The sequence below is a fragment of the Anaeromyxobacter soli genome, from assembly GCF_022808855.1.
Lineage (GTDB): Bacteria > Myxococcota > Myxococcia > Myxococcales > Anaeromyxobacteraceae > Anaeromyxobacter > Anaeromyxobacter soli.
Genome location: NZ_JAKZLF010000053.1, coordinates 4,055 through 23,229, shown reverse-complemented (window position 1 = coordinate 23,229; position 19,175 = coordinate 4,055). Strand labels below are relative to the sequence as shown.

General features: G+C 72.8%; 19 protein-coding genes. All 19 read left to right on the top strand.

From position 1 onward, the window contains the following. Positions 1 to 1,957: ABC transporter permease (locus MLV88_RS22575; protein WP_279324373.1), on the top strand; the 1,957-nt coding region annotated here is incomplete at its 5' end. Next, complete coding sequence (locus MLV88_RS22570; RefSeq protein WP_242340185.1) at positions 1,957 to 2,631, top strand: ABC transporter ATP-binding protein; 675 nt, start codon at positions 1,957 to 1,959, stop codon at positions 2,629 to 2,631. The genes MLV88_RS22575 and MLV88_RS22570, both read left to right, overlap by 1 nt. A 92-nt stretch (positions 2,632 to 2,723) precedes the next feature. Further along, the gene (gene bamA, locus MLV88_RS22565; protein ID WP_242340184.1) at positions 2,724 to 5,150 is read left to right on the top strand and encodes an outer membrane protein assembly factor BamA; all 2,427 of its coding nucleotides are present in this window, start codon (positions 2,724 to 2,726) and stop codon (positions 5,148 to 5,150) included. A 23-nt stretch (positions 5,151 to 5,173) separates the two neighbouring features. Then, positions 5,174 to 5,761, top strand: a complete 588-nt coding sequence (locus MLV88_RS22560) for an OmpH family outer membrane protein (RefSeq protein WP_242340183.1) — start codon at positions 5,174 to 5,176, stop codon at positions 5,759 to 5,761. A 7-nt stretch (positions 5,762 to 5,768) separates the two neighbouring features. Beyond that, positions 5,769 to 6,827 (top strand): UDP-3-O-(3-hydroxymyristoyl)glucosamine N-acyltransferase, encoded by a 1,059-nt coding sequence (gene lpxD, locus MLV88_RS22555; protein WP_242340182.1) that lies wholly within the window; start codon positions 5,769 to 5,771, stop codon positions 6,825 to 6,827. A 23-nt stretch (positions 6,828 to 6,850) separates the two neighbouring features. Next, positions 6,851 to 7,297, top strand: a complete 447-nt coding sequence (fabZ, locus tag MLV88_RS22550; protein ID WP_242340187.1) for a 3-hydroxyacyl-ACP dehydratase FabZ — start codon at positions 6,851 to 6,853, stop codon at positions 7,295 to 7,297. 14 nt (positions 7,298 to 7,311) lie between these two features. After that, positions 7,312 to 8,085, top strand: a complete 774-nt coding sequence (gene lpxA, locus MLV88_RS22545) for an acyl-ACP--UDP-N-acetylglucosamine O-acyltransferase (RefSeq protein ID WP_242340181.1) — start codon at positions 7,312 to 7,314, stop codon at positions 8,083 to 8,085. Then, positions 8,086 to 8,895: an LpxI family protein gene (locus MLV88_RS22540; protein WP_242340180.1), complete on the top strand. Its 810-nt coding sequence runs from the start codon at positions 8,086 to 8,088 to the stop codon at positions 8,893 to 8,895. Beyond that, a complete protein-coding gene (locus MLV88_RS22535) occupies positions 8,892 to 9,179 on the top strand; it encodes a DUF167 domain-containing protein (protein ID WP_242340179.1) in 288 nt (95 codons plus the stop codon). The genes MLV88_RS22540 and MLV88_RS22535 overlap by 4 nt, the downstream gene beginning before the upstream one ends. An 8-nt stretch (positions 9,180 to 9,187) precedes the next feature. Continuing rightward, the gene (locus MLV88_RS22530; protein WP_242340178.1) at positions 9,188 to 9,412 is read left to right on the top strand and encodes a hypothetical protein; all 225 of its coding nucleotides are present in this window, start codon (positions 9,188 to 9,190) and stop codon (positions 9,410 to 9,412) included. A gap of 96 nt (positions 9,413 to 9,508) precedes the next feature. After that, positions 9,509 to 10,561: a uroporphyrinogen decarboxylase gene (hemE, locus tag MLV88_RS22525; protein WP_242340177.1), complete on the top strand. Its 1,053-nt coding sequence runs from the start codon at positions 9,509 to 9,511 to the stop codon at positions 10,559 to 10,561. 7 nt (positions 10,562 to 10,568) lie between these two features. Beyond that, positions 10,569 to 11,951 (top strand): oxygen-independent coproporphyrinogen III oxidase, encoded by a 1,383-nt coding sequence (gene hemN / locus MLV88_RS22520; RefSeq protein WP_242340176.1) that lies wholly within the window; start codon positions 10,569 to 10,571, stop codon positions 11,949 to 11,951. Beyond that, the gene (hemH, locus tag MLV88_RS22515; protein ID WP_243338731.1) at positions 11,952 to 12,911 is read left to right on the top strand and encodes a ferrochelatase; all 960 of its coding nucleotides are present in this window, start codon (positions 11,952 to 11,954) and stop codon (positions 12,909 to 12,911) included. Positions 12,912 to 13,147: 236 nt separating this feature from the next. Next, positions 13,148 to 13,993 carry a trehalose-phosphatase gene (gene otsB / locus MLV88_RS22510; protein ID WP_242356161.1) on the top strand — a complete coding sequence of 282 codons (846 nt, stop codon included), beginning with the start codon at positions 13,148 to 13,150 and terminating at the stop codon, positions 13,991 to 13,993. Then, positions 13,990 to 15,462, top strand: coding sequence for an exodeoxyribonuclease VII large subunit (gene xseA / locus MLV88_RS22505; RefSeq protein WP_242340173.1), 1,473 nt, complete (start codon positions 13,990 to 13,992; stop codon positions 15,460 to 15,462). Before otsB ends, xseA begins: the two co-directional genes overlap by 4 nt. A gap of 21 nt (positions 15,463 to 15,483) precedes the next feature. Next, positions 15,484 to 15,756 (top strand): exodeoxyribonuclease VII small subunit, encoded by a 273-nt coding sequence (xseB, locus tag MLV88_RS22500; protein WP_242340172.1) that lies wholly within the window; start codon positions 15,484 to 15,486, stop codon positions 15,754 to 15,756. A 24-nt stretch (positions 15,757 to 15,780) separates the two neighbouring features. Next, positions 15,781 to 16,179, top strand: coding sequence for a response regulator transcription factor (locus tag MLV88_RS22495; RefSeq protein ID WP_242340186.1), 399 nt, complete (start codon positions 15,781 to 15,783; stop codon positions 16,177 to 16,179). 68 nt (positions 16,180 to 16,247) lie between these two features. After that, the gene (locus tag MLV88_RS22490) at positions 16,248 to 17,129 is read left to right on the top strand and encodes a polyprenyl synthetase family protein (RefSeq protein WP_242340171.1); all 882 of its coding nucleotides are present in this window, start codon (positions 16,248 to 16,250) and stop codon (positions 17,127 to 17,129) included. A 27-nt stretch (positions 17,130 to 17,156) separates the two neighbouring features. Beyond that, a complete protein-coding gene (dxs, locus tag MLV88_RS22485) occupies positions 17,157 to 19,064 on the top strand; it encodes a 1-deoxy-D-xylulose-5-phosphate synthase (RefSeq protein WP_242340170.1) in 1,908 nt (635 codons plus the stop codon). Positions 19,065 to 19,175: the final 111 nt, after the last annotated feature.

Genomic DNA, 19,175 nt, shown 5'->3' with positions numbered 1-19,175 from the left:
CGCGGCCCCCGCGCCCGGCGTGCCCGGCGTGCCCGGCCCCGCGGCGGAGGGCCCCGGCCCCCGCGGCGGCGCGCTCGGCGCCGGCCACCCCGCCCCGCCGGTGTTCTCCGTCCCGGCCTTCGTCCTCGTCCTCACCGGCCTGTTCGGCGCGGCCGCCGTCGCGCCCCTCGCCCACGCGTTCTTCGGAGACCGCCTCGCGCTCCCGGGCGCGCTCGCGATCGGCCTCGCCGCGCTCACGGGTGCGCTCGCCGGCGCCGCGCTCGGCGGGGCCGGCGCCTGGGTCGGCCGGCGGATCGCCTTCTACGAGCTCTCGGCCGCGTTCCTGCTCTGGGCGCTCGGGGTGGCGGTGCTGGTCGCCTTCCTGCCCGGGGTGCGCGAGAGCTCCGCGGCGCTCCAGGCGCTCGAGGCGCAGGGGAAGCTCGTGCTCGTGCTCGGGCTCCTCGGCGTGGGCCTCCTCGCGGCGACCGCCGTGTTCATCGGCTCGACGCTGGCGTACCTGGCGGTCGGCACCGGGCGCCTCGACGCGTCGTTCTCGTACGAGCTCTTCGTGGCGCGCAGCCACCTGCGGCTCAGCCCGCGCACGCTCGCCGCGCTCTTCGCCCTCGTCGTCACCGGGCTCGTGCCCGGCATCGTGCTCGGGCTCGTCTGGTCCCTCCTGCGCGACGCGAAGGAGCGGCGCGCCTACCGGCGCGGCGAGCTCTTCGTGCGCCCGCGCATGCCGGCGACGCTCCTCATGACGCTCATCTCGATCGGCGGGGTGGCCATCGGGGTGTGGGCGCTCACGGTCGTGCTCTCGGTGATGAGCGGCTTCGAGGCCGACCTCAAGAGCAAGATCCTCGGCCAGAACGCGCACGGCATGCTGCTCACGTACGGCCAGAACGAGCTCACCGACTGGCGGACGACGCGCGAGCGCGTGCTCCACGTGCCGGGCGTCGTGGGCGCGACGCCCATCCTCTACAACGAGGTGATGCTCTCGGCCGGCCAGAACCTCACCGGCGCCATCGTGAAGGGCATCGACGTCGGCTCGGTGGGCACCGTGACCGAGCTGCCGAAGTCGATCGAGGAGGGGAAGCTCGGCTGGCTCGAGAAGCCGGAGCTCATCCCGCCGCCCGGCAAGTCCGAGTCCCCCGACGAGCAGCGCGCCCCGCCCCGCGCCGGGAAGACCCTGCCCGGCATCGTCGTGGGGCGCGAGCTCGCGCGGGCGCTCCGGGTGTTCGTCGGCGACCAGGTGAACGTCGTCTCGCCGTTCGGCGACCTCGGCCCGGCCGGCCCGCAGCCGAAGAGCCGCCCGTTCCGCGTGGCGGCCATCTTCCACAGCGGGATGTTCGAGTACGACTCCAAGTTCGCGTACGTCGACCTCGCCGAGGGCCAGAGGTTCTTCGGCACCGGCGACGCGGTCACCGCGTTCGAGCTGAAGGTCCGCGAGCCGGACGCGGCGCGGGCGGTGATGGGCCGGGTGGTGTTCGAGCTCGGCGGCTGGCCCTTCCGCGCGCGCGACTGGACCGAGCTCAACCGCAGCCTCTTCTCGGCGCTGCAGACCGAGAAGGTCGTGATGGCGGTGATCCTCGGCTTCATCGTGCTCGTCGCGACGTTCACCATCGTCGCGACGCTCGTCATGCTCGTCCTCGAGAAGCGCAAGGAGATCGGCGTCCTCAAGTCGATGGGCGCCGGGGTGCCGAGCGTGATGAAGATCTTCATGGCCGAGGGCGTCACCATCGGCGCGGTGGGCACCGCCTTCGGCCTGCTGCTCGGCTACGGGAGCTGCCTGCTCATCGACAAGGTCGGCATCCCGCTCGACCCCGAGGTCTATTACATCTCGAACCTGCCCGTGGTGATCGATCCCTCGCAGTTCGCGCTCGTCGCCTTCGCCGCGCTCGCGCTGTCGTACCTCGCGACGCTCTACCCGGCGACGAAGGCCGCCCGCCTGAACCCGGTGGACGGGCTCCGGAGCGAGTGATGACCTCCCCGTTCGTGCGGATCCAGGGGCTCACCAAGACCTACCTGATGGGCGACCGGCGGCTCGAGGTGCTGCGCGGCATCGACCTCGAGATCGGGTCCGGCGAGCTCGTCGCGCTCACCGGGCCCTCCGGCGCCGGGAAGAGCACGTTCCTCCACCTCCTCGGCACCCTCGACGTGCCGACCGGCGGGCGGATCCTCTTCGACGGCGCGGATCCCTTCGAGCGCGGGGAGGAGGCCCTCGCCGCGTTCCGCAACGAGACCGTCGGCTTCGTGTTCCAGAGCCACCACCTGCTGCCCGAGTTCACCGCCCTCGAGAACGCGATGATGCCGGCCCTCATCCGCCGCGTGCCGCGGGCGGAGGCGCGGCGGCGGGCGGCGGAGATGCTCGCCCTGGTCGGCCTCGCCGAGCGGGTGGATCACCACCCCGGGGAGCTGTCCGGCGGCGAGCAGCAACGGGTCGCCCTGGCGCGCGCGCTGTGCCTCCGGCCGCGGCTCCTGCTCGCGGACGAGCCGACCGGCAACCTCGATCCGGCGACGGCCGAGGGCATCCACACCCTGCTCGCGGATCTCAACGCGCGGATGGGGATCACCGCGGTGGTCGTCACGCACAACGAGCGGCTCGCCGCGGCGCTGCCGCGCCGGCTTCGCCTGGAGCGGGGGCGGCTCGCGTGAGCGCTCCGGCGGGCGGCTCCCGGGGGCCGCGTCGGCGGCCGGAAGGAAGACGTTTGAGCTTTTCGGGGCATCGGTTTAGATTCCGCGGCTCCGTGAAGCGCCTGACCGATCCCACGGCCGCGCTCGCCGCGCTGCTCATCGCCGCCGGTGCCGCCCTCGTTCCTGTCCGGGCCGTGGCCCAGGCCGCGTCTCCTTCGACGGAGGTGAGGGCGGGCGAGGTGCTCGCCGACGTCCGCGTCGAGGGGAACCGGCGCGTCGAGGTCGACGCGATCCGCGCCGCCATCACCCAGCGCAAGGGTCAGCCCTACGATCCGCGCGGCGTCCAGAAGGACATCCGGGCGGTGATGAAGCTCGGGTTCTTCTCCGACGTCGTCGTCGAGCTGCAGGGGCCGGCCGGCGCGCCCGTCCTCGTCTACCGCGTCACGGAGCGGCCCACCGTCCACGAGGCGCGCATCGAGGGCAACCACGCGCTCTCGAAGGACGATCTCAAGGACACCGTCGAGCTGAAGCCGTTCGCGATCCTCGATCTCGTCGCCGTCCGGAAGGACGTGAAGAAGATCAAGGAGAAGTACGCGGAGAAGGGCTACTACCTCGCGGAGGTCACCTACCGGCTCGACGAGCGGCCCGACAACCAGGTCGACGTCGTCTACGTCATCGACGAGCGCGCGAAGGTCCAGGTGAAGGAGGTGCGGTTCATCGGGAACGCGCACGTCCCGGACGCGGATCTCCTCGGGGTGATGCAGACGCGGCCCGGCGGCTACCTCTCCTTCCTGAGCTCGCTCGGCACGTACCGCGAGGAGGCCTTCCAGCACGACCTCCAGGGCATCCAGGCCGTCTACCTCGACCGCGGCTACGTGAACGTGAAGGTCGGGAACCCGTCGGTCGCGCTCTCGCCCGACAAGCGGTTCCTGCACATCACCATCCCGGTCGAGGAGGGCGAGCAGTACCGGATCGGCAAGATCGCCTTCACCGGCCAGCTCCTAGACCGCGAGCCCCTCCTGCGCCGCATCGTGCGCGCCAAGGCGGGCGAGATCTTCTCGCGGAGCAAGATCCAGCAGGACCTGTTCGCGGTGGGCGACGTCTACCGCGACCTGGGCCACGCGTACGCCAACGTCACGCCCCTCACCGCGACCGATCCCAAGACCCGCACGCTCGACCTCACCTACGAGATCCAGCCGGGGCCGAAGGTCCGCTTCGAGCGGATCGACGTCATCGGCAACGACAAGACCCGCGACAAGGTGATCCGCCGCGAGCTCCGGATCTACGAGGGCGAGCTGTACTCGGGCACCGGCCTGCGCCAGTCGAAGCAGCGCGTGAACGCGCTCGGCTTCTTCGAGACGGTCGAGATCACCACGAAGCAGGGCAGCTCCGAGGACACGATCGTCGCGGTCGTCGAGGTGAAGGAGCGGGCCACCGGGACCTTCCAGATCGGCGCCGGCTTCTCCTCGTACGAGAACTTCATCCTCACCGGGCAGATCTCGCAGAACAACTTCTTCGGATGGGGACAGACGCTCTCGCTGCAGGTGCAGTGGTCGTCGATCCGCCAGCTCGGCCAGATCCAGTTCGTCGAGCCGTACTTCCTCGACACCAAGTGGACCTTCGCCTTCGACCTCTACGCCACGGAGGGCATCTACACGACCTTCACGCGCCGGGCGATCGGCGGGTCCATGACGTGGGGCTACGAGCTGAACGGCCTCGCGCCCTGGTGGTCCTTCGCGCGCAACCTCGAGGACATGCGGCTCTTCGCGACGTACACGAACGAGCGCGTGGACGTGACCGCGTCCGGCCTCGCCGCGGTCGCCGCGAGCCAGCAGTTCAAGTCCGGCACGACGAGCGCGCTGCGCCTGTCGCTGCAGTGGGACCGCCGCGACAACCGGCTCTTCCCGACGCGCGGCCTCTTCCTCTCGGGAAGCGCGGAGGTCGCCCCCCCGGTCCTCGCGCCCGAGTCACTGTTCGGGAAGGTGAACCTCTTCACCCGCTACGCCCTCGACGCCCGCGCCTACCACCCGGTCTGGCTGGGCCTCATCGGCCGGGCGAAGCTCTCGCTCGGCTACATCCGCGACTGGGACTCCGAGCACCGCGTCCCCATCTCCGAGCGCTACTTCGTCGGCGGCATCAACTCGGTCCGCGGCTACCGGTACCTGTCCATCTCGCCCGTCGAGTACGTCCCGACCTGGCTCGACCCGAGCGCGCGGCGCGGCGCCCTCTACATCGGCGGCGACAAGCAGGCGGTGCTGAACCTCGAGCTCGAGTTCCCGCTGTTCAAGGCGGTCGGCGTCCGCGGCGTCCTCTTCAGCGACTGGGGCAACGCGTTCGCGCCCGGCAAGTTCTCCGACCCCGCCGTCCCGCTGTCGCTCTACAAGTCCGTCGGCTTCGGCTTCCGCTGGCAGAGCCCGATCGGCCCGCTCCGGTTCGAGTGGGGCATCCCGCTCGACCGCCGGCGCGAGGCCCCGGAGAACGGCGGCGCGTACATCGATCAGGCCCTCGACTTCCAGTTCACGATCGGCAACTTCTTCTGATCGCCGGTCGCCAAGGAGCCCCCATGCGTCACGCCCTCCGCCTCACCGCCGTCCTCGCCCTCCTCGCGGCCTCGGCCGCCCACGCCGTCGAGCCCAAGATCGGCTTCGTCGACCTGCAGCGCGCGCTCAACGAGATCGACGAGGGCAAGTCCGCCAAGGCCACCCTGAAGCGCGACTTCGACGAGAAGCAGAAGCAGCTCGACGCGAGGAAGGTCGAGTTCGACAAGCTCCGCCAGGAGTTCGAGAAGCAGTCCGTGGTCATGGCCGAGCAGGCGCGGCGCGACAAGGCCGCGGAGCTCGACCGCAAGGCGAACGAGCTGCAGCAGTTCTGGGGCCAGCTCCAGAAGGACCTCTCCGAGCGCGAGCGCGAGGTGACGCGCGGCATCTTCGACAAGATGGCGAACATCACCCGCGAGATCGCGGAGGCCGACGGCTTCACGATGGTCCTCGAGCGCAGCGACTCCGGCATCGTGTTCGCGCTGCCCGCCCTCGACCTCACGAACGAGCTCATCCGCAAGTACAACGCGAAGTTCCCGGGCGGCGCCGCGAAGAAGCCGGCCGAGGCGAAGCCCGCCGGGAAGCCGGCCGCGGCCCCCGCCGGGAAGAAGTGAGGCGGACGTGACGTTCACGCTCGCGGAGCTCGCCGCGCGCGTCGGCGGCGAGGTCGTCGGCGACGGCACCCTGACGTGCGAGGGGGTCGCGCCGCTCGAGGACGCCGGCCCGCACCACGTCTCCTTCTTCTCCAACCGGAAGTACCGCCAGGCCTTCGAGGCCTCGCGCGCCGGCGCGGTCGTGGTCGAGCCGGACGCAGAGGTGCCCGCCGGGCGCACGGTGCTCCGGGCGCCGAACGCCTACCTCGCGTTCGCGAAGATCTCGACCCTGTTCCATCCTCCCCGCGAGCCCGCGCCGGAGATCGCGCCGGAGGCGGCGATCCACCCGAGCGCCCGGGTCCACCCGAGCGCGCAGGTGATGCCGCTCGCCTCGGTCGGCCCCGACGCCGAGATCGGCGCGCGCACGATCGTCTACCCCGGCGTGCACGTCTGCGAGGGCGCCCGCGTCGGCGAGGACTGCCTGCTCTACCCGAACGTCGTCGTGCGGGAGCGCTGCCGCATCGGCAACCGCGTGATCCTGCAGCCGGGCTGCGTCATCGGGTCGGACGGGTTCGGGTTCGCCTTCGATCCCGACGGCGAGGGCCACGGGCCGCGCCACTTCAAGGTGCCGCAGATCGGCATCGTGATCGTGGAGGACGACGTCGAGATCGGCGCCAACACCTGCCTCGACCGGGCGACGCTCGGCGCGACGCGCGTGGGGCGTGGGTCCAAGATCGACAACCTCGTCCAGATCGCCCACAACGTGGAGCTCGGGCCGCTCTGCCTCATCGTCTCGCAGGTCGGCATCGCCGGCTCGACGAAGCTCGGGATGGGCGTCGTCGCCGCCGGGCAGGCCGGGATCGTCGGCCACCTCAGCATCGGCGACGGCGCCAAGATGGGCGCCCAGGCCGGCGTCATGACCGACCTCGCGCCGGGCGAGACGGTGAGCGGGTCGCCGTCGCAGCCGCACGCCGACTGGCTGCGCACGCAGGCGGCCCTGCGGACGCTCCCGGAGCTCCGCCGCGAGGTGAAGGAGCTCCGCCGTGAGCTCGAGCGGCTTCGCGCCGCCGGGGAGAAGAAGCCATGAGCGCCGAGCGCGCGCCGGTCGTGATGGACATCGAGGCCATCCAGCAGCTCCTGCCGCACCGCCCGCCCTTCCTCCTCGTGGACCGGGTGGTCCTCGTGGAGCCGAACGTGCGCCTCGTCGCCTGGAAGTCGGTGACGATGAACGAGCCGTTCTTCGTGGGACACTTCCCGGGCCACCCGGTGATGCCGGGGGTGCTCATCCTGGAGGCCCTCGCGCAGGCCGGCGCGCTCCTCGCGCTGAAGTCGCTGCCGGCCGACCAGACCGCCTCGAAGATCACCTATCTGATGGGGATCGACGGGGCGAGGTTCCGCCGGCCGGTGGTCCCGGGGGACAGGCTCGAGCTGCACGTCGAGGTGACGAAGCAGAAGGGCGCGGTCTGGAAGGAGAAGGGGACCGCGATCGTGGACGGGCAGACCGTCGCCGAGGCCGAGTTCATGGCGATGTTCGCCGACCGCGAGGTCGCGAGCTGACAGGAGCACCGAGCATGTCCATCCACCCCACCGCCGTCCTCGAGCCGGGCGCCGAGGTCGATCCGTCCGCCCAGATCGGCCCCTACGCGGTCATCGGGCCCCACGTCCGCATCGGCGCGCGCACGGTGATCGGCGCGCACGCGGTCGTGGCGGGGCGCACCACGCTCGGCGAGGCGAACCGGGTCTTCCCGCACGCCGTCGTGGGCGAGGTGCCGCAGGACCTCAAGTACCGGGGCGAGCCGACCGAGCTCGTGGTCGGCGACCGGAACACGTTCCGCGAGGGCGTGACCATCAGCACCGGCACGCTGCAGGGCGGCGGCGTCACGCGCATCGGCTCGGGCTGCCTGTTCATGGCGAACAGCCACGTCGGGCACGACTGCGACGTGGGCGACGGCGCGATCATCGCGAACTCGGTCGCGCTCGCCGGGCACGTCGTCCTCGAGGACCACGTCCACGTGAGCGGCCTCGCCGCGGCGCACCAGTTCTGCCGCATCGGCCGGCTCGCGTTCGTCTCGGGCCTCACCGGCGTCACCATGGACGTGGCGCCGTTCTGCACGGTGGCGGGCCCGCGCGCCGAGCTCGCCGGCCTGAACGCGGTCGGCATGCAGCGCGCGGGGATCAGCGAGGAGCGCATCGGGCAGGTGAAGCAGGCCTACAAGATCGTGTTCCGCTCCAACCTGGGGCTCGCCGAGGCGATCGCGCAGGTCGAGGCGGAGCTCGGGATGTACGAGGACGTCGCGCACTTCGTCCGCTTCCTCAAGGGGACGCAGCGCGGCATCACGCGGTAAATGGCGACCATCGGCCTCATCGCGGGGGGCGGGCGCTTCCCGATCCTGTTCGCGGAGAGCGCCCGCCGCGCCGGGCACCGCGTCGTGGCCGTCGCGCACCGGAACGAGACCGACCCCGCGCTCGAGGGCGCGGTGGACGCGCTCACCTGGGTGAAGCTCGGGCAGATCGGGCACATCCTCGACGCGCTCCGCGCGGGCGGCGCGACGCAGAGCGTGATGCTCGGCGCCATCACGAAGAAGCGCTTCTTCACCGACGCGATGCTCGACGCGACGGGGCTCCGCGTCCTCGCGCGCGTGGGCATCCGGTCCGACGACAACCTGCTCCGCGCGATGGCGCGCTTCCTCGACGAGGAGGGGGTGCCCATCACCGATCCCACGCCGTTCCTGCAGGACCGGCTCGCGCCCGAGGGCGTGCTGGGCAGGCACCAGCCGACCGACGACGAGCGCGCGGACGCCGCCTACGGGATCGAGCTCGCGCGCGGCATCGGGCGGCTGGACCTCGGCCAGACGGTGGTCGTGAAGGACCGGGTGGCGCTCGCGGTCGAGGCGCTCGAGGGCACGGACGCGTGCATCCGGCGCGGCGGAGAGCTCGCCCGCTCCGGCGGGTTCGTCGTCGCGAAGGCGGTGAAGCCGGGGCAGGATCGCCGCTTCGACCTCCCGGCGGTCGGCCCCGACACGCTCGAGACCCTGCGCGAGGCGGGCGGCCGGGTGCTCGCGGTGGAGGCGGGCGCCACGCTCGTGATGGATCTCGAGCGGATGGTCGCGCGCGCGGACAAGGCCAGGCTCGTGCTCATGGGGCTCAAGGGGTGAGCTGGGCGCGCGACGAGGCGGGCGGGGTGGTGCTCGAGCTCCTCGTCCAGCCGCGGGCGTCGCGCACCCGCGTGGTCGGGGAGCACGACGGCCGGCTCAAGATCCAGCTCGCGGCGCCCCCGGTGGACGGGGAGGCGAACGCCGCCCTCGTCGAGTTCCTCGCCGGCGCGCTCTCGGTCCGCAAGCAGGACGTGTCCGTCCTCCGCGGCGAGGCCGGCCGGCGCAAGTCGGTCCGGGTCGCTACCGTCTCCGCGGCGCGCGCCGTCGCCGCGCTCGCCCCCTGAGAGCCCCCATGGCCCGCGCCCTCCTCGCCCTCGCCGCCGCCCTCCTCGCCGTCCCCGGTCTCTTCGTCGCCGCGAAGGGGCTCGCCGCGCTCCGGCGCCAGCGCGTCGTCGTGCACGGCCGCGAGGTCGTCGGCGCGGGCGCCCGCACGGCCGGCGCGATGCTCGTCGTGTACGGGCTCGCGATGGTCGCCCTCGGCGTCGTGCTCGTGGCGTTCGCCGTCCTGCGCCGCTGACGCCGCTGCCGCAGCGCGGCGGGAGCACGGAGACGCAATCCTTGCGGGAACAACGCGGCGTCTCGCCCGTGTTCCGGACGCTGGAAGTCGAATAAGATGGCGCCCCCCATGACCCAGCGATTCCTCGCCGCCTGCCGGAAGCAGCCCGTCGACCGCGTGCCCGTCTGGATGATGCGCCAGGCCGGCCGGTACCAGCCCTCCTACCGCGCCGTCCGCGAGAAGGTGGGCTTCCTCGAGCTGTGCCGCTCGCCGGAGCTCATCGCCCAGGTGACCGTGGCGCCGATCGACGAGTTCGGGTTCGACGCGGCGATCCTGTTCTCCGACATCCTCGTCCACCTGCCGGCGATGGGGCTCGACCTCACGTTCGAGAAGGGCGAGAAGGGCAAGGGCGACGGCGGCCCCAAGATCGCGAACCCCGTCCGCACGCGCGCCGACGTGGACGCCCTGCGCGTCCCCGAGCCGAAGAAGGACCTGCCGTACGTCCTCGACGGCGTGCGCGCCATCCGCGCCGCGCTGCGCGACCGCGTCCCCCTCATCGGCTTCGTGGGCGGTCCGTTCACCGTCGCGAGCTACGCGGTCGAGGGCGGAAGCCAGGGCTTCACCCGCCTGAAGACGATGCTGTACGCCGAGCCCCGCACGGCGCACGCGCTCTTCGAGAAGCTCACCCGCGCGGCCATCGTGCAGATCGAGGAGCAGATCGCGGCCGGAGCGCAGGCCGCGCAGATCTTCGAGAGCTGGCTCGGCGAGCTCGATCGCGCGGACCTCGAGGAGTTCGCGTTCCCGTACCTCGCGCGCATCGCCGAGGCCGTGAAGCGCACCGGCGTGCCGGCGATCTTCTTCTCGACGGGCACGAGCTCCCACCTCGAGCCGATCTCCAAGCTCGGCTACGACGTCGTCTCCGTGGACTGGCGCATCCCCATCGACGAGGCGCGCCGCCGCGCTCCCGGCGTCGCCATCCAGGGCAACCTCGACTCCACCCTCCTGCTCGGGCCGAAGGAGGTCGCCGTGGAGCGCGCGCTCTCCATCGTGCGGGCGGCGGGCCGGGAGCCCGGCTACATCTTCAACCTCGGCCACGGGATCCAGCCCGGCACGCCGACCGAGACCGTGAAGGCGGTAGTGGACGCGGTCCACGCCTTCGCCTGGAAGTGAGGAAGACGTGATCCAGATCCCGTCCTGGGAGCTCATCAAGAAGTACGACCGTCCCGGCCCGCGCTACACGAGCTACCCGACCGCGCCGGAGTGGTCGGACACCTTCGGGCCGAAGGACTACGAGGAGCACCTCGCGCGTGCCGATGCGCAGGGCGGGCCGCTCTCGATCTACGTCCACCTCCCGTTCTGCCGCGAGATGTGCCGCTTCTGCGGGTGCAACGTCATCGCGACCCACGACCGCACGCGCGCCGAGTCGTACCTCGAGCTCCTCGAGAAGGAGGTCGAGCTCGTGGCGAAGCGGCTGCCCCGGCGCCGCAGCGTGACGCAGCTCCACTGGGGCGGCGGGACGCCGACCTTCCTCGACGAGCGCCAGCTCGAGCAGTGCCACGCGCTCCTCGCGCGCCACTTCGACTTCGCCAAGGACGGCGAGATGGCGATCGAGATCGACCCGGCGATCACCACCCGCTCCCAGATCGAGACGCTCGCGAAGCTCGGCTTCAACCGCATCTCGATGGGCGTGCAGGACTTCGATCCGCAGGTCCAGGAGACGGTGGGCCGCATCCAGGGCTTCAAGGAGACCGCCGAGCTCGTGCAGGCGGCCCGCGACAACGGCTTCCACGGGGTGAACCTCGACCTCATCTACGGGCTGCCGTTCCAGTCGCGGGACACCTGGCAGAAGACGCTCGACCTCATCCTGAAGATCCACCCGGACCGCATGGCGGTGTTCGGCTTCGCGTACGTCCCGTGGTCGAAGCCGCACCAGCGGCTCCTGCCGCAGGAGGCGCTCCCGAAGACGGAGCAGCGCGTCGAGCTGTTCCTGCAGGCGGTGGAGGCGTTCACCTCGGGCGGCTACCGCCTCATCGGCCTCGACCACTTCGCGCTCGAGTCGGACGAGCTCGCGCGCGCGCAGGACGCCGGCTACCTGTACCGGAACTTCCAGGGGTACACGGTCCGGCCGGCGGCGGACACGGTCGCGTTCGGGATGACGTCCATCTCGGACATCGGCGGCGCGTACGCCCAGAACGCCCACAAGCTGAAGGACTGGGGCGACAAGGTCGCGCAGGGCATCATCCCCGTCGAGCGCGGCGCCTCGGTGACGGACGACGACGTCATGCGGCGCTTCGTCATCAACCGGGTCATGTGCCTCCTCAGGCTCGACCTGCGCGAGGTCGCCGAGAAGTTCGGGCCGGCCGCGCGGAAGGCGATCGAGGCGGACCTCTCGAAGGGCGTGGCCGAGCTCGAGGGCGACGGGCTCGTGACCTTCGACGGCGATCTGCTCCGGGTGACCCCGCTCGGCCAGCTCCTCGTGCGCAACGTCGCCATGCTGTTCGACGCGTACCTCGGCAAGCACGCCGGCGAGAAGAAGCCCACGTTCTCGCGGACGGTCTAGATGGAGCGCACCGCCGTCTTCCTCATGAACCTCGGCGGGCCGAGGACGCTCGAGGAGGTCGAGCCGTACCTCTACGAGCTCTTCTCGGATCCGCTCCTCATCTCCGCGCCGTTCGGCCCGCTGCGGCCGCTCGTGGCGCGGCTCATCTCCCGGCTGCGCGCCCCGTCCTCCGCCGAGAAGTACGCGCTCATCGGCGGCAAGTCGCCCATCGTCGAGGGGACCGAACGGCAGGCGCGCGCGCTCGAGGGCGTCCTCGGCCCCGGCTGGTCGTGCCACCTCGCGATGCGCTGCGGCCACCCGAACACCGAGGAGGGCGTCCGCGAGGCGATCGCCGCCGGGGCCACCCGCGCCGTCGCGCTCCCGCTCTACCCGCAGTACGCCAACGCGACCACGAAGAGCTCGCTCGTCGAGCTCCGGCGCCTCTGGCCGAAGCACCTGCCGCTCGCCGAGATCTGCACCTGGCACGATCACGAGGGCTACCTCGACGCCTCGGCGGCCGCGCTGCGCGAGACGCTCGGCGAGCTCCCCGCCGCGGCGCGCGAGACCGCGCTCGTCGTGTTCAGCGCGCACGGGCTCCCGATGAGCCAGGTGCGCAGGGGCGACCCGTACCCCGGGTACATCGAGCACTCGGCCCGCGAGACCGCCCGGCGCGCGGGCGCCGCGGAGTTCCGGGTCACCTACCAGAGCCGGGTGGGGCCCGCGAAGTGGCTCGGGCCCGACACCGTCGAGTTCCTCCGGGGGAACGCGCGCGGGCGCGCGATCGTGACGGTGCCGATCGCGTTCGTGTCGGAGCACCTCGAGACGCTCTACGACCTCGACATCCTCGCCAAGCAGGCGGCGGCCGAGGGCGGCGCGACGGCCTACCTCCGCGTGCCGGCGCTCGGCGTCCGCCCCGACTTCGTCGCGGCGCTCGCGGACGTGGTCCGCGCGGGGCTCCACGCGAGCCGGCCCGCCGCCTGAACGACGGCTCGTGATCCGCGATCACCTTCGGTGACGCGAATCACGCTGTCGTCCAGGCATGTTCGAACGGGGGCTGCGCCCCCGCCCCGCCGGCGGCTGGCCGCCGTCGTCGGGGACCCACCCCTGCTCGTCGGGGTCCCCTGCGCCGCCGCGGGGACCGCGGCCGACCTCCGATCCGGGAGGGCACGTCGTGTGTGTCCCCCCGGGACGAATGTTATGCTCATCAGTCCCGGCCGATGAAGGATCTCCTCCACCCGCGCCACCGCGCCGCGCTGGCGCGCTTCGTCGGCGAGCACACGCCGGCGAAGGTCCTCCTCGCCTTCGACTACGACGGCGTGCTCGCCCCGGTCGTGCGGGATCCCCACGGGGCGCGCATGGACCGGACGACCCGCCGCCTGCTCCAGCGGCTCGGGCGGAGCTACCCCGTCGCGGTCGTGTCCGGCCGCGCCTGGCGCGACGTGGCGCGCTTCGTGGGTCCAGCGGTCCCCCTCGTGGTCGGCAACCATGGCTTCGAGCTCGGGCGGCCCATCGCCGTGCCGGAGCGCGTCCTGCGCAGCGTCCGCGGCTGGCGGCGCCGGCTCGAGGTCGCCCTGGCGGGCGTGCCCGGCATCCACTTCGAGGACAAGCGCTCCACGCTCGCGATCCACTACGGCCTCGCGCGGACGTGGCGCGCCTCCGAGCGCGCCGTCTACGAGGCCGCGAACCAGCTCGAGGGGACCCGCCTCATCCCTGGGAAGAAGGTCCTGAACGTCCTGCCGCACGACTTCCCGTCGAAGGGCGACGCGGTGCGCGCGCTCGTCACGCGGCTCGGCTGCACCGCCGCGCTCTACGCGGGGGACGACGTCACGGACGAGGACGCCTTCGCGGTCGGGCCGCCGCTCGTGTTCGGCGTGCACGTCGGCGGCGGGCCGTCGCTCGCCCCGTGGAGGATCCGCGAGCAGCGCGACGTCCCCGAGCTGCTCGAGCTGCTCGTCCGGCTCGGCTCGGTCCGCGCCGCCGGCGAGGCGAGCGGCGCGGCGCCCCGGATCCGCCGGGCGCGCCCGCTCCGGCCGCTCCCCGCCCGGGCGGGAGGGCGGCGATGAGGCCGCCCCGCCGCCCCGAGCCCGGGACCACCGGGGACCTGTTCGCGCCGCGGGAGCTGCCGCGCCCGTGGTCCGTCGGCGAGCTCACCCGCGCGCTCAAGAACGCGGTCGAGCCGAAGTTCCGCGACGTCTGGGTCGCCGGGGAGGTGGCGAACCTGCGCCGCCAGTCGAGCGGGCACGTCTACTTCTCGCTCAAGGACGCCGACGGCCTCATCGGCGCGGTCGTCTGGTCGTCGCAGGCGCGCCGGGTGAAGTTCCAGCTCGCCGAGGGGCAGGAGGTGATCGCCCGCGGCTTCGTCGAGATCTACGCGCCGCACGGCAAGTACCAGCTCATCGTGCAGGAGCTCGAGCCGCGCGGCGCCGGCGCGGCGGCGCTGCTGCTCCAGCAGGTGAAGGAGCGGCTCCAGGCGGACGGCCTCCTCGACCCCGCGCGCAAGCGGCCGCTGCCCTTCGTGCCCCGGCGGATCGGCGTCGCCACGAGCCCCACGGGCGCCGCGGTCCGCGACTTCCTCCGCGTGCTCCACGGCCGCTTCCCCTCGCTCTCCGTCCTGGTGGCGCCGTGCCGGGTCCAGGGGGACGGCGCCGCGTCGACGGTGGTCTCGGCCGTGCGCGCGCTGTGCCGCGCCGGCGTGGACGTGATCGTCGTGACGCGCGGCGGCGGCTCGCAGGAGGAGCTCGGCGCGTTCAACGACGAGCGGCTGGCGCGCGCCATCGCCGCCTGCCCGGTCCCGGTGGTCTCGGCGGTCGGTCACGAGGTGGACGTCACGGTGGCGGATCTCGTGGCGGACGTCCGCGCCGCGACCCCCACCCACGCCGCCCAGCTCGTGGCCCCGGTGCGGGACGAGCTCGCGGCGCGCGTGGCGGCGCTCCGCGCCCGCCTCGACCGCACCGCGCGGGGCGCGCTGGAGCTCCGGCGCGGCGAGCTGCGCGCCTTGCACGCCGAGCTCGCCGATCCGGCGCACCTCCTCTCGCGCGAGCGCCACCGCGTCGAGGATCTGCTCCGCGAGGCGCTGGGCCACGTGCGGGCGCCGATCCGCTCGGAGCGCGCGCGGCTCGAGCCGCTCCGCGCCCGCCTCGGCCGCCAGGAGCCGCGCCGCCGCGTGCGCGAGATCCGGGCGCGCATGGAGGCGAGCACGCGCCGCCTGGGCGCGTGGCAGGCGGCCACCTTCCGCCGCGAGGCGCTCCGGCTCCAGCGGCTCGAGGCGCGCCTCGGGCCGTCGAACGTGGCGAAGCTCCTGTCGCGCGGCTTCTCGCTCGTGCTCCGCGAGGGCCACGTGGTGGCCCGGAGCTCGCAGGCGTCCGAGGGCGAGGCGCTGAGGATCGTCCTCGGAGAGGGCTGGCTCGACGCGCAGGTCACCCGCAGGGATGCAGGGGACGACCCGCTGCCGGGGCGCGCGGCGCCCGCGCGGGAGGGCGACGCCGGCGGCTCCGGCGGGGCGGCCGTTGACCCCCTTTCGCGGCGTCGTTAAGTAGGTGGACTCGGAGGTCGCGTGAGCCAGGCGAGCGAGCGGCAGGAGCAGTCGGTGGCAGAGGAGTCCTACGACGCGCTCGTCACGCGGCTCGAGCGCGTCGTCGCCGAGCTCGAGTCCGGCCAGCTCACGCTGGAGCAGTCGATCGAGAAGTTCGCCGAGGGCGTGCGGCTCGCGAAGGACGCGTCCCGCAAGCTCGACGACGCGGAGCGCAGGGTCGAGCTGCTCGTGCGCGACGCCGACGGCGACGAGGAGGCGGTGCCGTTCGAGCCCGAGGCCGGCCGAGGATCTTGACGACCGATGCCGGCCCAAGAGCGCATGAAGAAGCCGAAGGTCATCATCGTCGACGACGACCGCGACACGCGGGAGATGCTCACCCTCGCGCTCGAGCTCGAGGGGTTCGACGTCGGCCAGGCGGCGAACGGGCTCAGGCTCATCTCGGCGATGCACGTGGATCGCCCGGACGTCATCCTGCTCGACGTGATGATGAGCTGGATCGACGGCTTCGAGCTGTGCCGCGCCATCAAGAAGAACCCCACCTTCGGTGACATCCCCGTCATCTTCATCTCGGCGCGCAAGAGCGTCGAGGACGAGCGCAGCGGCATCGAGGCGGGCGCCGTCGACTACTTCCCGAAGCCCCTCGACATGGACCGGCTCATCACGCGCATCCGGGAGATCCTCGACCGGCGCGCCGGGGCGGTCCCCACCCCGGCGTGAACCCGGTTGGCGGCGGCTCCGCCGGTGGCGTGAGCGCCCGGGCTGCCTTGTGCTACAAGGGCTCCGCCGTGGCCGAAGACCTCGACATCCAGGCCTACCTCCGACAGGTCTCCGCCCGCCTCGAGCCCCACCTCGTGGCGCTCGTGGAGGCGCGGCGCGGCCAGGGGCCGGGCCGGCTGCTCGACGCCGTCCGCTACGCGCTCCTCGGCGGCGGGAAGCGGCTCCGCCCGGCGCTCGTCCTCGCCGCGTGCGAGGCGCACGGCGGCGACGCCTCCGACGGCTCGCTCGCGATGCGCTTCGCGGTCGCGCTCGAGGCGATCCACACCTACTCCCTCGTCCACGACGACCTGCCCGCGATGGACGACGACGACCTCCGCCGTGGCCGCCCCACGGTCCACAAGGCGTTCGACGAGGCGACCGCGGTGCTCGTGGGCGACGCGCTGCAATCCCTCGCGTTCGGGCACCTCCTCGCCGCGCCGCAGCCGGGCGCCGCGGCCCTCGCCCGCCTGCTCGCCGACAACGCTTACCTCATGGTCGAGGGGCAGGCGCGCGACATCGAGGGCGAGCACGCGCGCCTCGCGGAGCCCGAGATCCTCGAGCTCATGCGCACCAAGACCGGGGCGCTGCTCGCGAGCGCCGTCGCCGGCGGCGCGGCGTGCGGCGGCGCCCCCATCGACCGCGTCTACCCCATCGGACTCAAGCTCGGGCTCGCCTTCCAGATCGCGGACGACCTCCTCGATCTCACCGCCGACACCCAGACGCTGGGGAAACGGGCCGGCAAGGACGCCGAGGCCGGGAAGTCCACGCTTCCGGGCCTGGTTGGGATCCCGGAGGCGCGCCGCCGCGCGGAGGCGCTCCTCCACGAGGCGCTCGCCGCGCTCGCCCCGCTCGGACCGCCCGCCGAGCCGCTCCGCGCGGTGGCGCGCTACGTGCTCTCGCGCAAGAAGTAGCAGGACCCGAGAACGGAGGTTCCACGAATGAGCCGCTTGCTCGACAGCATCGACTCGCCGTCCGACCTGAAGCGCCTGCCGGTCGACGATCTGCCGCGCCTGTGCGACGAGCTCCGCGAGGAGATCATCCAGACCTGCGCGAAGAACGGCGGGCACCTCGGCTCGTCGCTCGGCGCCGTCGAGCTCAACGTCGCGCTGCACTACGTGTACGCGTCGCCGACCGACAAGCTCGTGTGGGACGTCGGCCACCAGGCCTACGCGCACAAGCTGCTCACCGGCCGGCGCGAGCGGTTCCGCACCATCCGCACCGAGGGCGGCCTCGCGGGCTTCCCCGAGCGGCACGAGTCCGAGCACGACGCGTTCGGCGTCGGGCACGCCTCCACCGCCATCAGCGCCGCGCTCGGCATGCTCGAGGCGAAGCGGCTCTCCGGCGCGCCCGGCAAGGTCGTGGCGGTGGTCGGCGACGGCGCCATGACGGGCGGCGTCGCGTTCGAGGGGCTGAACCAGGCCGGCTACCTCGGCCGCAACCTCCTCGTCGTGCTGAACGACAACGAGATGTCGATCTCGCCCAACGTGGGCGCGCTGTCCGAGTGGTTCTCGAAGAAGTTCGCCTCGCGCACGTACAACCGCTGGCGCCGCGCGGTGAAGGACTTCCTCTCCCAGGTGCCCAAGGGGCCCGAGGCGATCGACATGATCCGCCACGGGATCAACGCGACGAAGGCGCTCGTCACGCCGGGCATCCTCTTCGAGGGGCTCGGCTTCCACTACGTCGGCCCGGTGGACGGGCACGACGTGCGGGGCCTCGTCGAGACCTTCCAGAAGCTCGCGATCTTCGACGGCCCGGTGCTGCTCCACGCCATCACCACGAAGGGCAAGGGCTACCAGCCCGCCGAGTCGGACAAGGCGACCCGCGGGCACGGCCTCTCGTTCTTCGACGTCGCGACCGGCAAGCCCGTGAAGAAGGCGTCGGCGAAGGCGTACACGGACCTCTTCGCCGAGGCGCTCTGCGAGGAGATGGAGCGGGATCCGCGCGTCGTGGCGATCACCGCCGCGATGCTCGAGGGCACGGGCCTCATCAAGGCGAAGGCGCGCTTCCCGGAGCGCACCTACGACGTCGGCATCGCGGAGCAGCACGCCGTGACCTTCGCCGCCGGCCTCGCCTGCGAGGGCGTCCGCCCGGTCGTCGCCATCTACTCCACCTTCCTCCAGCGCGCCTACGACGAGATCATCCACGACGTGGCCCTGCAGCGGCTGCCGGTGACGTTCGCGCTCGACCGCGGCGGCCTCGTCGGCGCCGACGGCAAGACGCACCAGGGCGCGTTCGACGTCGCGTACCTGCGCTGCGTGCCGAACCTCGTGGTGATGGCGCCCTCGGACGAGAACGAGCTCCGGCACATGCTCCACACCGCGCTCCACCACGACGGCCCCGCGGCGTTCCGCTTCCCCCGCGGCGCGGGCGAGGGCGTCGCGCTCGAGCCGCCGCAGGTGCTGCCCATCGGGAAGGGCCGGCTCGCCCGCGCGGTGGCCGGGAAGCCGGACGTGTGCATCGTCGCGCTCGGCGCGACCGTCCGCCCCGCGCTCGGCGCGGCCGAGGCGCTCGCGAAGGAGGGCATCGCCGCCTCCGTCGTCGACGCCCGCTTCGCGAAGCCGCTCGACGAGGAGCTCATCGCCGGCGAGGCGGAGCGTTCCCGCCGAGTCGTGACCGTGGAGGAGGGGTGCCTGCCCGGCGGCTTCGGCGCCGCCTGCCTCGAGCTCTTCGAGCGGCGCGGCTTCGTGGCGGAGGGGCTGCGGGTGAAGCGGCTCGGGCTCCCCGACGAGTTCGTGACGCACGGCGATCAGGGCCGCCAGCGGGCGCAGCTCGGGCTCGACGCCGAGGGCATCGCGCGCGCGTGCCGCGAGGTCGTCGGCGAGCGGGCGAAGCGCGGGGCGGCGTAGGTAAGCTGCGACGATCGTGAACGTCGGTCAGCGAGCGAAGCGAGCCCGCCGGGGGCGACGCCGCGGCGCGGCGCGGCCGCCCCCGCTGGGCCGCGGGCCCCCGGGGGGCGG

Coding starts and splice junctions, on each gene's coding strand:
- MLV88_RS22570 (WP_242340185.1), top strand. CDS start 1,957: ATGACCTCCCCGTTCGTGCGGATCCAGGGGCTCACCAAGACCTACCTG.
- MLV88_RS22560 (WP_242340183.1), top strand. CDS start 5,174: ATGCGTCACGCCCTCCGCCTCACCGCCGTCCTCGCCCTCCTCGCGGCC.
- fabZ (WP_242340187.1), top strand. CDS start 6,851: ATGGACATCGAGGCCATCCAGCAGCTCCTGCCGCACCGCCCGCCCTTC.
- lpxA (WP_242340181.1), top strand. CDS start 7,312: ATGTCCATCCACCCCACCGCCGTCCTCGAGCCGGGCGCCGAGGTCGAT.
- MLV88_RS22540 (WP_242340180.1), top strand. CDS start 8,086: ATGGCGACCATCGGCCTCATCGCGGGGGGCGGGCGCTTCCCGATCCTG.
- MLV88_RS22530 (WP_242340178.1), top strand. CDS start 9,188: ATGGCCCGCGCCCTCCTCGCCCTCGCCGCCGCCCTCCTCGCCGTCCCC.
- hemE (WP_242340177.1), top strand. CDS start 9,509: ATGGCGCCCCCCATGACCCAGCGATTCCTCGCCGCCTGCCGGAAGCAG.
- hemH (WP_243338731.1), top strand. CDS start 11,952: ATGGAGCGCACCGCCGTCTTCCTCATGAACCTCGGCGGGCCGAGGACG.
- otsB (WP_242356161.1), top strand. CDS start 13,148: ATGAAGGATCTCCTCCACCCGCGCCACCGCGCCGCGCTGGCGCGCTTC.
- xseA (WP_242340173.1), top strand. CDS start 13,990: ATGAGGCCGCCCCGCCGCCCCGAGCCCGGGACCACCGGGGACCTGTTC.
- MLV88_RS22495 (WP_242340186.1), top strand. CDS start 15,781: ATGAAGAAGCCGAAGGTCATCATCGTCGACGACGACCGCGACACGCGG.
- dxs (WP_242340170.1), top strand. CDS start 17,157: ATGAGCCGCTTGCTCGACAGCATCGACTCGCCGTCCGACCTGAAGCGC.